This is a genomic window from Streptomyces sp. NBC_00510 (assembly GCA_036013505.1).
Classification (GTDB): domain Bacteria; phylum Actinomycetota; class Actinomycetes; order Streptomycetales; family Streptomycetaceae; genus Actinacidiphila.
Window position 1 is genome coordinate 3581376 of record CP107851.1, and the last position, 13517, is coordinate 3594892.

The following is a 13517-nucleotide window of genomic DNA, read 5'->3' on the forward strand; positions in this document are numbered from 1 at the left end:
CCCCGGGACCGGTTCCGACCGCGGTGCGGAGGACTTACGCCTCCTCGTCCACCCAGCTCATGAGCTTGCGGAGCTTCTTGCCGGTGGTCTCCAGCAGGTGGTTCTCGTCGGCCTTCTTGTACTCGTTGTACCGGGGCAGGCCGGCGTTGTACTCGGCGATCCAGTTGTTGGCGAAGGAGCCGTCCTGGATCTCACCGAGGATCTTCTTCATCTCCGCCTTGGTGGCGTCGGTGATGATGCGCGGACCGGTGACGTAGTCACCCCACTCGGCGGTCTCGGAGATCGACCAGCGCATCTTCTCCAGGCCGCCCTCGTACATCAGGTCCACGATGAGCTTCAGCTCGTGCAGGCACTCGAAGTACGCGATCTCCGGCTGGTAACCGGCCTCGGTCAGCGTCTCGAAACCGGCCTTGACCAGCGCCGCCGTGCCACCGCACAGCACCGCCTGCTCACCGAACAGGTCGGTCTCGGTCTCCTCGGTGAACGTCGTCTTGATGACACCCGCACGGGTGCCGCCGATCGCCTTGGCGTAGGACAGCGCCAGCGCGAAGCCGTTCCCGGTCGCGTCCTGCTCCACGGCCGCGATGCACGGCACGCCGCGGCCCTCCTCGTACTGACGGCGCACCAGGTGACCCGGGCCCTTGGGCGCGACCATGCACACGTCGACACCGGCCGGGGGCTTGATGAAGCCGTAGCGGATGTTCAGGCCGTGACCGAAGAACAGCGCGTCGCCGTCCTTCAGGTTGTCCTTGACGGACTCCTCGTACACCCGCGCCTGGATCGGGTCCGGGACCAGGATCATGATGACGTCGGCCTCGGTCGCGGCCTCCGCGGGGGTCACCACGCGCAGGCCCTGCTCCTCGGCCTTCGCCTTGGACTTGGAGCCCTCGTGCAGGCCGACCCGCACGTCCACACCCGAGTCGCGCAGCGACAGCGCGTGCGCGTGCCCCTGGCTCCCGTAGCCGATGACCGCGACCTTGCGGCCCTGGATGATGGACAGGTCGGCATCGTCGTCGTAGAACAGCTCGGCCACTTCGGGTCTCTCCTTGGTGATCTGGGGGGTTGCCCACACACTACGTCCGCGGGCGGAATCAAGTTTTACGGTCTCGCTATGCGGTCCGGTCGAGGGCGCGCAGGGAGCGGTCGGTGATCGAGCGGGCGCCGCGGCCGATCGCGATCGTGCCGGACTGGACGAGCTCCTTGATGCCGAAGGGCTCCAGCATCTTCAGCATGGCCTCGAGCTTGTCGGCGCCGCCGGTGGCCTCGATGGTGACCGCCTCGGGCGAGACGTCCACGGTCTTGGCGCGGAACAGCTGGACGATCTCCACGATCTGGGAGCGGGACTCGTTGTCGGCGCGCACCTTCACCAGGACGAGTTCGCGCTGGACGGCGGCGGACGGCTCCAGCTCGACGATCTTCAGGACGTTGACCAGCTTGTTCAGCTGCTTGGTGACCTGCTCCAGCGGGAGGTCCTCGATCACGTTCACCACGATGGTGATGCGGGAGATGTCGGCGTGCTCGGTGGTGCCGACGGCGAGGGAGTCGATGTTGAAGCCGCGCCGGGAGAACAGGGCGGTGATCCTGGCCAGGACGCCGGGCTTGTTCTCCACCAGGACGGAGAGCGTGTGCTTGGACATGTCGCGTCGTTCCTCTGCTTCTCTCTCGGTCCTCAGTCGTCCGCGGCGTCGCCGAAGTCGGGGCGGACGTCACGGGCGGCCATGATCTCGTCGTTGGAGGTGCCGGCGGCGACCATCGGCCACACCATGGCGTCCTCGTGGACGATGAAGTCCACGACGACCGGGCGGTCGTTGATGGCGTTGGCCTTCTCGATGACCTCGTCCAGCTCGTCGGGGGACTCGCAGCGCAGGCCGACGCAGCCCATGGCCTCCGACAGCTTGACGAAGTCCGGGACGCGGGTACCGGCCGGCGGGGTCTGGCTGACGCCCTGGTGGGAGCCGCGGCCCGCGTTGGTCTCGCCGGCGTGCAGGACGGTGTTGGAGTAGCGCTCGTTGTAGAAGAGCGACTGCCACTGCCGGACCATGCCCAGGGCGCCGTTGTTGATGATGGCGACCTTGATCGGGATGTTGTTCAGCGCGCAGGTGACCAGCTCCTGGTTGGTCATCTGGAAGCAGCCGTCGCCGTCGACCGCCCACACCGTCGCGCCGGGCCGGCCGGCCTTGGCGCCCATGGCCGCGGGGACGGCGTAGCCCATCGTCCCGGCGCCGCCGGAGTTGAACCAGGTGTTGGGCCGCTCGAAGGAGATGAACTGCGAGGCCCACATCTGGTGCTGGCCGACGCCGGCCGCGAAGAGGGTGCCCTCGGGGGCCAGCTCGCCGATCCGCTGGATGACCTGCTGCGGGGACAGGCTGCCGTCTGCGGGCAGGTCGTAGCCGAGCGGGTAGGTGTCGCGCAGCCCGCTCAGCAGCTTCCACCAGTCGGCGTAGTCGCCGCGGCGGCCCGCCTCGTGGTCGGCCTGGACGGCGACGATCAGGTCGGCGATGACCTCACGGGCGTCACCCACGATCGGCACGTCGGCGACGCGGTTCTTGGAGATCTCGGCCGGGTCGATGTCGGCGTGCACGATCTTGGCGTACGGGGCGAAGGAGTCGAGCTTGCCGGTGACGCGGTCGTCGAAGCGCGCGCCGAGGGCGACGATCAGGTCGGCCTTCTGCAGGGCCGCGACGGCGGAGACCGAGCCGTGCATGCCGGGCATGCCGACGTGCTGGGCGTGGCTGTCGGGGAACGCGCCCAGCGCCATGAGGGTGGTGGTGACCGGGGCGCCGGTCAGCTCGGCCAGGATGCGCAGCTCGCCCGTGGCGCGGGCCTTGAGGACGCCGCCGCCGACGTACAGCACGGGGCGCTTGGCCTCGTTGATCAGCCGGGCGGCCTCACGGATCTGCTTGGCGTGCGGCTTGGTGACCGGGCGGTAGCCGGGCAGGTCGGCGGTGGGCGGCCAGGAGAACGTGGTCTGCGACTGCAGGGCGTCCTTGGCGATGTCGACCAGGACCGGGCCGGGGCGGCCGGTGGAGGCGATGTGGAAGGCCTCGGCGATGGTGCGCGGGATGTCGTCCGCGTTGGTGACGAGGAAGTTGTGCTTGGTGATCGGCATCGTGATGCCGCAGATGTCCGCCTCCTGGAAGGCGTCGGTGCCGATCGCCTTGGAGGCCACCTGGCCGGTGATCGCGACGATGGGGACCGAGTCCATGTGGGCGTCGGCGATCGGGGTGACCAGGTTGGTCGCGCCCGGGCCCGAGGTCGCCATGCAGACGCCGACCTTGCCGGTGGCCTGCGCGTAGCCGGTGGCGGCGTGGCCCGCCCCCTGCTCGTGCCGGACCAGGACGTGGCGCACCTTCGAGGAATCCATGAGCGGGTCGTACGCGGGGAGGATCGCACCACCCGGGATGCCGAACACCGTGTCGGCACCGACCGCCTCAAGAGAACGAATGAGGGACTGGGCGCCCGTGACGCGCTCGGCGGGGGTGGGCTGCGGCGCGGCGCCGCGGGCCCGCGGCTGCGGGTGGTGGGCCCCGGTGGCCTGCTCGGTCATCTGGTTCTCATCTCTCAGGAGTTTGAGGGTGGAGAGGGCGGTATGTCTGGATCCCAGGCAACAAAAAACCCCTCGTGCCGGCAGGCAAGCGAGGGGAGCGCGTCGGTGCGTTCCACGAGGCGGTCAGGGGCCCCGGGTCAGCCGACGCGCTTTCCAAGTACGAGAATTCGGGTGCGCATGGGACTGACCTTCCTCCTCGCGAGCGGGGAGTGTCAAGCGGGTGGGACGGGCGTCTCATTATTTGAGCGTAGCTCGTCCGCCTTACGTGTGCCGCGCACGGAGATCCGGCTGCTGCCGAGCGGGACCGGCCCACCGGGCACCGGGTAGCCCCCGCGGGTCAGCGAGGAGCGCAGCCGGTGCTCGTCCAGCGGCCCCGAGAATGCCATGCCCTGACCGTGGGTGCAGCTCATCTCACGCAGGACCAGCACTTGCTCGGGACGGTCCACGCCCTCGGCCACCGAGCGGATCCCGAGGTCCTCGGCGATGCGCAGCAGCCCCGCGGTGATCTTCCGCAGCCGTGGTGACTCCACGACGCCCTCGGTGAGCCCCCGGTCCAGCTTGAGCACGTCGACGGGGAGCCGCCGCAGCGCGTTCATGGGCGCGTAGCCGCTGCCGAATCCCTCCAGGGAGATGCGCACCCCGAGCCGGCTCAGCGCGGTCAGCCGCCGCTCCAGCTCGTCCAGGGAGATCCGCGGGTCCTGGTCGGCGATCTGCAGGACGAGGGAGTCCGGTGGCAGCCCGTGCCGTTCGAGCAGGGCCTCGACGTCCTTGGTGGGCAGCTCGCGGTGCATCAGGCGCCGGGTGGACAGCCGTACGGCGACGGGGACCGGGCAGCCCGCGGCGTGGCGCAGCGCGGCCTGGCCGACCGCCTCCTCCAGCAGCCAGCGGGCCAACTGCGCGGTGCGGTCGGTGTCCTCCGCGACCCGCAGGAACTCCGCCGGGGTGAAGAGGATGCCCTGCGCGGAGCGCCAGCGGGCCTGCGCCTCGACCGCCGTCACCTCGCCGGTGCCGAGGTCGACCACGGGCTGGTGGAGCAGGGCGAACTCGCCGTCCCGCAGGGCCGTGCGCAGCCGCCCCGCGAGCTCGGCCCGGCGCACCACCTCGGCCTGCATGGCGGGCGCGTACATCTCGACCCGGCCCTTGCCGGCCTGCTTGGCCCGGTACATCGCCAGGTCGGCGTTGCGCAGCAGCTCGCCGGCGCTGACCCCGGGGTCGGCGAAGGCCACGCCGATGCTGGCGGCCACCCGGACCTCGGTGCCGTCCACCCGGTACGGCTCGGAGAGGGCGGCGCGGAGCCGGTCGGCGACCTCGTGGACCTGGTACTCGCGCAGATGGCGGTCGGCGCTGGTGCCGCAGATGAGGGCGGCGAACTCGTCGCCGCCCAGGCGCGCGGCGGTGTCGCCGGCGCGCACCGAGTCCCGCAGGCGCCGCGCCGCCTGGACGAGGAGTTCGTCGCCGGCCTGGTGGCCGACGGTGTCGTTGACCGCCTTGAAGCCGTCGAGGTCGATGAAGAGCACCGCCGTGGTGCCGGTGTCGCCGTCGCCGGCCCGGCGGCCGCCGATCGCCTGGCGGATCCGTTCGGTGAACAGGGCCCGGTTGGGCAGGTCGGTGAGCGGGTCGTGCGAGGCGTTGTGCTGCAGCTGGGCCTGGAGCCGGACGCGCTCGGTGACATCCCGGCTGTTGAAGATCAGGCCGCCCTGGTGCCGGTTGACGATCGACTCGACGTTGAGCCAGCTGCCGTCACCGTGCCGTATGCGGCACTCGATGCGGGTGGCGGGCTCCTCGGCCGCGTGGGCGGCCAGGAAGCGGCGCACCTCGTGCACCACCCGGCCCAGGTCCTCGGGATGGATGTGGGTGGCGAACTCGGTGCCGACCCATTCCTCGGGATCGCAGCCGTACACACCCTTGGCGGCGGGGCTCACGTAGCGCAGCACGCCGGTCGGCGAGGCGATCATGATGACGTCGCTGGAGCCCTGCACGAGCGACCGGAAGTGGTTCTCCTTCTGGGCCAGCTCCTGGGTGAGGGCCATGTTGTCCAGCAGCATGATCCCTTGACGCACGACCAGGGCGAGCACCACGGTGCAGCCGGTGAGGAGCACCACCCGGTCGCTCTTGCGGCCGTCGATGACGTTGTAGAGGATGCCGAGCACGCAGACCGCGGCGGCCAGGTACGGGGTCAGCGCCGCCAGCGAGCCGCTCACCCGGCGGCCCTGCTCCTGTTGCCGTTCCGCGGTCGCCCGCTCCGCCGCGACCCGCTCGCCGACCCAGGGGGCGTAGGCGAGCAGCATGCTGCCGGCGAACCATCCGGCGTCCAGGATCTGGCCGGAGCTGTAGTGCTCGCGCAGCAGGGGCGAGGTGAACAGCGCGTCGCACAGCACGGTCAGGGCGAGGGAGGCGATGGCGGTGTTCACCGCCGCCCGGTTGGCCGAGGAGCGCCGGAAGTGCAGCGCCAGCACCATGCTGACGAGCATGATGTCCAGCAGCGGGTACGCCAGGGACAGGGCGATGCGCGCGGTGCTGCGGCCCTCCCACAGGGCCGTCTGGGCCAGGGCGAGGGTCCACGAGAGGGTCAGCAGGGAGCCGCCGATGAGCCAGGCGTCCAGTCCGAGACAGACCCAGCCGGCCCGGGTGACCGGCCGCTTGGCGAGCACCAGCAGCCCGATGATCGCGGGAGGCGCGAAGAGCAGGAAGCAGAAGTCGGCGACCGAGGTGCGCGGCACGTCGTCGCGCAGCACGACCTCGTACCAGCCCCAGATGCCGTTGCCGAGCGCCACCATGGCGGAGGAGACGGCGAACAACGCCCACGCGGGGCGGTAGCGGTCGGCGGGGGCCCTGTGGACGTAGACCAGGCAGGAGACGGCCGCGGCCAGCGCGGCCACGGAGAGCCCGAAGTCGCCCATGACCAGGGCCAGCCCGGTGGATCCCCAGCCGAAGGCCGATCCGATGGCGTAGCCGCCGCAGAGCACGGCCAGCAGCATCTGGGGCAGCAGGCCGGTCCGGTTGCCCGGCGCGGACGCCTGCGAGAGGACCGCACCGGGCGCGCTCACGGTGTCGTCCCGTGACGCCGTGAGCGTCCCCGGCACGGTGTGCTGTGGTCCAGCGTCGGATGCTCTCTCCATTGGCCGTACATCGCCCGTCGCCCCCCATCAAGTCCTGAGTCGTCCCACGCCCGTTCGCAGCTCGCCGAGCCACGCCGGTCGTGTTCCCCCAGTGCGGGACGATACACCAGTTCAGTCACTCAGGGACATAGTTCCTCTACACAGCGTGACCACACGTAGCGTCCTGCCCCACGCGTGGGGCACCCGGTGCCACGGCGCGGTCAGGTGGTCATGACGACGTTCGCGAGGTCCTGGCCGGCCGCGAAACGGCGGAGTTGCTCGCGGAGCAGCCGCTTGGCCCTGGGCAGGAACGCGGAGGTGCTGCCGCCGACGTGCGGGCTGACCAGGAGGCCCGGGGCGTGCCACAGCGGGTGCCCCGGAGGCAGCGGCTCGGGATCGGTGACATCGAGTGCCGCCTGGAGGCGGCCGGCCTCCAGCTCCCCGAGGAGCGCCTTGGTGTCCACCACGGGTCCGCGGGCGACGTTCACCAGCAGGGCCCCGTCCTTCATCCCGGCCAGGAACCGCGCGTCGGCCAGATGGCGGGTGTCCGCGGTGAGCGGGGTCGACAGGACGACCACGTCCGCCTCCGGCAGCAGCCGCGGCAGGTCCCCCAGGGCGTGCACGGGGCCGCGCGGAGAGCGCCGGGACAACCGCGCGACCCGGGTGACGTGGCATTCGAAGGGGGTGAGCCGGTCCTCGATGGCCGCGCCGATCGCTCCGTAGCCGACGATGAGCACGTGCTTGTCGGCGAGCGCCGGGTAGAAGCCGGCGTGCCATTCCTCGGCGTCCTGGCCGCGTACGAAGCGGGGGATGCCGCGCAGGGCCGCAAGGGTGAGGGTGACGGCCAGCTCGGCGGTGCTGGCCTCGTGCACCCCGCGGGCGTTGCACAGCCGCACACCCGGCGGGAGCTGCCGGAGGTAGGGCAGGACGTGGTCGACACCCGCGCTGAGGGTCTGCACCACGCCGACCCCGGACATGCGGGGCAGCGGGCGGCCGGCGACCTCGGGGCCCTTCATGTAGGGCACCACGTAGAACGCGGCGTCGGCCGGGTCGGCCGGGAACTCCTCGGCACCGTCCCAGAAGAGGTAGTCGAGCTCTGCGGGGAGCCCTTCGACGTCCGCTGCGGGGATCGGGAGCCAGACCGTGGGGCGGTGGTTCCGGGTGATGTCAGCCATGGTCAGGAGGCTATGGCACAGTGGGGCGGCGCGAGAGGTCAGCGGAGGTCAGCCAGGTGGAGTGCAGGACGGTCGGATCGGCGGCTCTGGAGGTGGGCGCCGTCGGCCTGGGATGCATGCCGATGAGCTGGGCGTACACGGCGTCCCGGCAGGACGGCGAATCGTCACTGCGGGCCGTGCACGCGGCGGTCGACCACGGCACGACGCTGCTGGACACCGCCGACATGTACGGGCCGTTCACCAACGAGCTGCTGCTGGGGCGGGTGCTGAGGGAACGTCGCCGGGAGGTCTTCGTCTCCACCAAGTGCGGACTGCTCGTCGGTGAGCAGCACCTGGTGGCCAACGGCCGTCCCTCGTACGTGAAGCGGGCCTGCGACGCGTCGCTGCGGCGGCTGCAGACGGACGTGATCGACCTCTACCAGTTGCACCGGGCCGATCCGGAGGTCCCCGTCGAGGAGACGTGGGGCGCGATGGCGGAGCTGGTCGCGGCCGGCAAGGTGCGCGCGCTGGGGTGGTGCGCGGTGGGCGCGCGGGCGGCCCGGCGCCCGGGTGCGGGCATATACGACGAGACACTGCGGCAGTTGCGCCGCGCCCAGCAGGTCTTCCCGGTCAGCTGCGTGCAGGCCGAGCTGTCGGTGTGGTCGCCCGAGGCGCTGGCGCAGCTGCTGCCCTGGTGCACGCAGCGAGGGGTCGGGTTCATGGCCGCGATGCCGCTCGGCAACGGCTTCCTGACGGGCACGCTCACCCCCGGACAGGGCTTCGAGCCGGACGACGTACGGGCCCGCCATCCCCGGTTCACGGCCGAGATGATGGCCGCCAACCAGCCGATCGTCGCGGGACTGCGCCGGGTCGCCGAGGTGCACGGCGCGACGCCCGCGCAGGTCGCGCTGGCCTGGGTGCTGGCCCAGGGACCGCAGGTCGTGCCGATCCCCGGCGCGAAGCGGGAGCGGTGGACGGTGGAGAACGCCGGCGCCGCGGAACTACGTCTGTCCGACGAGGACTTCGCGGAGATCGCGGCGCTGCCGCCGGCGCGGGGCTCCTGGGACTGAGGTCGCCACCGGGACCACCGGGGCCGGAAGGACCCGAGGGACCGGCGGGGAGGGCGACGGGAAATCCACGGCATGCGACGGGAACCGCGAACGGCCGGGCGGTGTAGTGAGGGATGTGATGTTCTTGGAGTCCGAGCCGGAGAACCCCCGGGAGGGAAGCGTGCGACGCCGTGCCGCCGTCGTGACCGCCGCGCTGGCCGGTGCCGCGCTGCTCGCCACCGGATGCTCCTCGGACGGTGGCTCCGCCCAGGCACCCCCGGGCTCCGCCTCCGCCTCCGCCGGTTCGTCGGCACCGGCCTCCGGGGGCGGCGACGAACCCTCGGCGCCGGCGAAGGGCACGGCCGAGGTGACCGGCACCGTCGCGACCGGGCTCACCACCCCGTGGGGTGTGGCCGTGCTGGCCGAGGGCGATCTGCTGGTGGCCTCCCGGGACACCGGCCGGGTCGTCCGGGTGGCCGCCGACAGCGGCCGCACGACGCAGGTCGGCACGGTGCCCGGGGTCTCCTCGGGCGGCGAGGGCGGCCTCCTGGGGCTCGCCGTCTCGCGGGACTTCGCGACCGACCACCTGGTGTACGCCTACTTCACCACCGCCTCGGACAACCGCATCGCGCGCATGCTCTACGACCCGGCGAAGCCGGCCGGGGAGCAGCTGGGCGCCCCGGACACGATCCTGCGCGGCATCCCGCACGGCGCCATCCACAACGGCGGGCGGATCGCCTTCGGCCCCGACGGCATGCTCTACGCGGGCACGGGCGAGAGCGGCGACCGGGGCCTGGCGCAGGACAAGAAGTCCCTGGGCGGCAAGATCCTGCGGATGACCCCCGACGGCGAGCCGGCGCACGGCAATCCCGAGGCGGACTCCGTCGTCTACTCCTACGGGCACCGCAATGTGCAGGGCCTGGCCTGGGACGGCCAGGGGCGGCTGTGGGCCGCGGAGTTCGGGCAGGACACCTGGGACGAGCTGAATCTGATCGAGCCGGGGAAGAACTACGGCTGGCCGGTCGTGGAGGGCCTCGCCCATCGCGACGGCTACGCGGACGCGATCGCGCAGTGGCGCACCGACGACGCCTCGCCCAGCGGCATCGCCTACGCGGACGGCTCGATCTGGATGGCCTCGCTGCGCGGCGCCCGCCTGTGGCGGATCCCGCTGGCCGGTACGAAGGCCGCGGCCGACCCGCAGGCGTTCTTCGTCGGGGAGTACGGCCGGCTGCGCACCGTCGTCGCCGATCCGGACGGGGGTCTGCTGCTGACCACCAGCAACACCGACGGCCGCGGCGATCCCCGCAAGGGCGACGACCGGATCCTGCGGCTGCGGGTGAGCTGACCCACGACACCTTGGGGGGTGCGATGTTCAACGCGCTGGACGAGCTGTTCGCGCCGGGCCGCAGGCACGCCGAGGACGAGCGCAACCGCCTGGAGCTGGTGCGCGACGAGGAGGGCGACGCGGATCCGGGCCGGGGCCCCGTCGACCTGGACTCGGGCACCGTGCTGATACGTCCGCCGCGGGCCGGCGGCTAGCCGCCCACGAGCCGTCCGCCGACCGGCCGCGGCGGCCGGTTCAGCCCGGCTGCCCGGCGAACAGCCGCAGCCGGTGGGCGAGCGCGGCCGCCTCACCGCGGCCCGAGACACCGAGCTTGGCGAGGATGTTGGAGACGTGCACGCTCGCGGTCTTCGGCGAGATGAACAGCTCCTCGGCGATGCGGCGGTTGGTGTAGCCGGCGGCGACCCGGCGCAGCACCTCGCGCTCGCGCGCGGTCAGGCCGAAGGGCTCCGGTTCCCCGGCGGCTTCGGGCGCGGCGGCCTCCTCCGGTTCCTCCAGCACCAGCCGGCCCCGCCGGGCGAGCAGCCGGACGGCGTCGCGCAGCGGGACGGCCCCCAGGGAGTCGGCGACCTCGCACGCCCCGCGCAGCTGGGCGGCCGCGCGGTCACGGGCGCCTGGATCGTGCCGGGCGAGCAGGGCCTCGGCGTGCCGGAGCCGTACCAGGGCGAGCGGGTACGGGCGGTCGAGGGCGGCGAAGGCCTCCTCCGCGGCGGCCCAGGGCCCGGGGTCGGTGCTCCCGTCGGCGCGCAGCAGTTCGGCCTCGACCAGCAGGGCGTGGGCGGCCCACACCGGGGACAGCCGGGGCAGCCGGCCCGCCGCCTTGCGGATGAGGGCGAGCATCTCGGGGCGGCCGGCCTCCGCGCCGGGCAGCCCCAGCGCGTCCGCCTCCACGGCGGCTGCGGTGTGCAGCATGGGCCAGACGTAGCGGTGGAACGCGGACGGGAACCCCGCCTCCAAAGCGGCGCGCACCGCGGCCCGCGCCTCCAGGAAGCGTCCGCGCCCGGCGGCGACGGCGATGGTCAGATGACGCAGCGGCAGGGTGTTCTGCGGCTGGTGGTCCCGGGGGCCCAGATGGTCCCGGGCGGCGGCGACCTCGGCCTCGGCGCGGTCGTACTCCCCGCGCAGCACGGCGAGATGGGCCAGCAGCGTCGCGGCCCAGCCGAGGTACAGGGCGTGGTTGGTGTTCTCCCGGCCGCGGACGGCGACCTCGGCCGCCTCGTCCCAGCGCCCGAGGGCGAGCAGGGACTCGGCCTGGTTGGCGGAGGCGAAGGTGGCGCCGTCGCGCAGCCCGTGGCGGGTGGCGCCCTCCACTCCCCGGCGGGCCACCGCGATCGCCTCCTCCGAGCGGCCCACGGCCTCCAGCAGGGCGGCGAGGTTGGCGTCGGCGTTCACCGTGAGGTTGCCGTACCGGGCGGCGGCGGCCCGTTCGCGGGCGGCCTCCAGCTCGGCGATGCCGGCGTCGGCGTCACCGGTGTCGGCGAGCAGGATGCCCAGGGTGACCCGGGCGTGGAGCTCCGTCTCCTCGGCACCGACGAGCCGGGCCAGTTCGATGGCGCGCTCCGCCGTGGTGATGCCGTCCGGCCCCGGGTCGTGCATCATCGCCCACCCGCCCACGCTCTCCAGCACCTCGGCGTGGACCGGGGACGGCGGCAGCCCGCGGACGAGTTCCTGGGCCTCGGCGATCTCCGCCCAGCCGTCGCCGCGGCCCATCGCGACCATCAGCCGCGAGCGCTGGATCCAGAACCAGGCGGCGCGCAGCGGGTCGCCGGAACGCTCCAGCAGGCGCAGCGCCCGCTTGGTGACCTCGTAGGCGCCCTCGCGGTCGGCGCTGAGGCGTGCGGCCACGGTCGTCTCGGCGAGCAGGTCCATGTACTGCAGGGGCTTGCTGCCCGGGTCGCAGCCGCAAGGAGGGAACACCTCGACGTAGTCGACGGGCCGCAGTTCCTCGCGGACCTCTCCGGGGGTGTCGTCCCACAGCTCCAGGGCGCGTTCGAGCAGCCGGTGCTGTTCGGCGTAGGCGTGCCGGCGCCGCGCCTCGACGGAGGCCCGCAGCACGGCGGGCAGCGCCTTGGCGGGCTCGTGGGCGTGGTACCAGTAACTGGCCAGCCGGGCCGGGAGTTCGTCGGCGGGCACCAGCCCGGGGTCGGCCTCCAGGGCCTGCGCGTAACGGCGGTTGATACGGCTGCGCTCCCCGGGCAGCAGATCGTCGCCGACGGCCTCACGGACCAGCGAGTGCCGGAAGCGGTAGCCGTCGCCGTCGTCGGTGGGGAGCAGGATCTTGGCGCCCACGGCGGAGCGCAGGGCTTCGATGAGTTCGTCCTCACCGAGCCCCGCGACGGCCTCCAGCAGCCGGTACTCGACGGCGGAGCCGCCCTCGGCGACGACGCGGGCGACGCGCTGCGCGGTCTCGGGCAGTGTCTCGACCCGGACGAGCAGCAGGTCGCGCAGGCTGTCGCTGAGGCCGGTGCGGCAGCCCTGGGTGATGCTGCAGGCGAGTTCCTCGACGAAGAAGGGGTTGCCGTCGGAACGGCCGAAGACCCGGTCGACCATGCTCGGGGAGGGCTCGGAGTCGAGGATGCCGGCCACCTGGGCGCGGACCTCGCCGCGGTTGAACCGGGACAGCTCCAGGCGCACCACGGAACGCATCCGGTCGAGCTCGGCGAGGAAGGGCCGCAGCGGGTGGCGGCGGTGGATGTCGTCGGAGCGGTAGGTGGCCAGGACGACGAGCCGGCCGCGGGAGAGCGAGCGCAGCAGGTAGCCGAGGAGTTCGCGGGTCGAGCGGTCGGCCCAGTGCAGGTCCTCGAGGGCGACGACGAGCGTGCGCTCCTCCGACAGCCGTTCCAGCAGCCGCGAGGTGAGCTCGAAGAGCCGGGCGCGGCCGTGCTCGTCGCGCTGGTCGGCGAGGGGGTCGGGGCCGTCCGTCCCGCCCAGGCCGGGCAGCAGGCGGGCGAGTTCGCCCTCGCTGCCGGCGGCCGCGGCGACCAGTTCGTCGCCGAACCTGCGGTGCAGGGCGCGCAGGATCGTCGCGACGGGGGCGAACGGCAGTCCGTCCGCGCCGATCTCCACGCAGGCGCCGACGGCGGTCACGGTCCCCGGCCCGTCCTGCGCCGCGGCGAGGAACTCCTCGACGAGCCGGGTCTTGCCGACGCCGGCCTCGCCGCCGATCACCAACGCCTGCGGCTCGCCCGCATGAGCGCGGGCGAGCGCGGAGGTGAGGCGGGTCAGTTCGCGGGTGCGACCGACGAACACCGGGCTGACCGACAGGTTCTGCACGGTCCCGAGCATCGCACGGGGCCCTGACGGCGCGGTACCGGTTTGCACCGGCAC

Annotated in this window: 9 protein-coding genes; 3 read left to right on the top strand and 6 right to left on the bottom strand. The window is 72.7% G+C overall.

Going from position 1 to position 13517, the window contains the following annotated elements; translation table 11 throughout:
* Positions 1–34 precede the first annotated feature (34 nt).
* The 5 genes from ilvC to OG937_15745 form a co-directional block, all read right to left on the bottom strand.
* A complete protein-coding gene (gene ilvC / locus OG937_15725; GenBank protein WUD73039.1) occupies positions 35–1033 on the bottom strand; it encodes a ketol-acid reductoisomerase in 999 nt (332 codons plus the stop codon).
* A gap of 76 nt (positions 1034–1109) precedes the next feature.
* Positions 1110–1637, bottom strand: a complete 528-nt coding sequence (gene ilvN / locus OG937_15730) for an acetolactate synthase small subunit (protein ID WUD73040.1) — start codon at positions 1635–1637, stop codon at positions 1110–1112.
* Between the two features lie 32 nt (positions 1638–1669).
* The gene (locus OG937_15735; protein ID WUD73041.1) at positions 1670–3547 is read right to left on the bottom strand and encodes an acetolactate synthase large subunit; all 1878 of its coding nucleotides are present in this window, start codon (positions 3545–3547) and stop codon (positions 1670–1672) included.
* Between the two features lie 212 nt (positions 3548–3759).
* Positions 3760–6594: an EAL domain-containing protein gene (locus OG937_15740; protein ID WUD73042.1), complete on the bottom strand. Its 2835-nt coding sequence runs from the start codon at positions 6592–6594 to the stop codon at positions 3760–3762.
* 272 nt (positions 6595–6866) lie between these two features.
* Positions 6867–7820, bottom strand: a complete 954-nt coding sequence (locus OG937_15745) for a 2-hydroxyacid dehydrogenase (GenBank protein ID WUD73043.1) — start codon at positions 7818–7820, stop codon at positions 6867–6869.
* A gap of 56 nt (positions 7821–7876) precedes the next feature.
* On the opposite strand from OG937_15745, the gene OG937_15750 reads away from it, so the two are divergent.
* The 3 genes from OG937_15750 to OG937_15760 all read left to right on the top strand — a co-directional run bounded on the left by OG937_15750 (position 7877) and on the right by OG937_15760 (position 10387).
* Positions 7877–8869 carry an aldo/keto reductase gene (locus OG937_15750; GenBank protein ID WUD73044.1) on the top strand — a complete coding sequence of 331 codons (993 nt, stop codon included), beginning with the start codon at positions 7877–7879 and terminating at the stop codon, positions 8867–8869.
* Between the two features lie 181 nt (positions 8870–9050).
* Positions 9051–10193 (top strand): PQQ-dependent sugar dehydrogenase, encoded by a 1143-nt coding sequence (locus tag OG937_15755; GenBank protein ID WUD78754.1) that lies wholly within the window; start codon positions 9051–9053, stop codon positions 10191–10193.
* Between the two features lie 23 nt (positions 10194–10216).
* Positions 10217–10387 (top strand): DUF6191 domain-containing protein, encoded by a 171-nt coding sequence (locus tag OG937_15760; protein WUD73045.1) that lies wholly within the window; start codon positions 10217–10219, stop codon positions 10385–10387.
* Positions 10388–10427: 40 nt separating this feature from the next.
* On the opposite strand, the gene OG937_15765 is transcribed toward OG937_15760, so the two are convergent.
* Positions 10428–13475: an AAA family ATPase gene (locus OG937_15765; GenBank protein WUD73046.1), complete on the bottom strand. Its 3048-nt coding sequence runs from the start codon at positions 13473–13475 to the stop codon at positions 10428–10430.
* Positions 13476–13517: the final 42 nt, after the last annotated feature.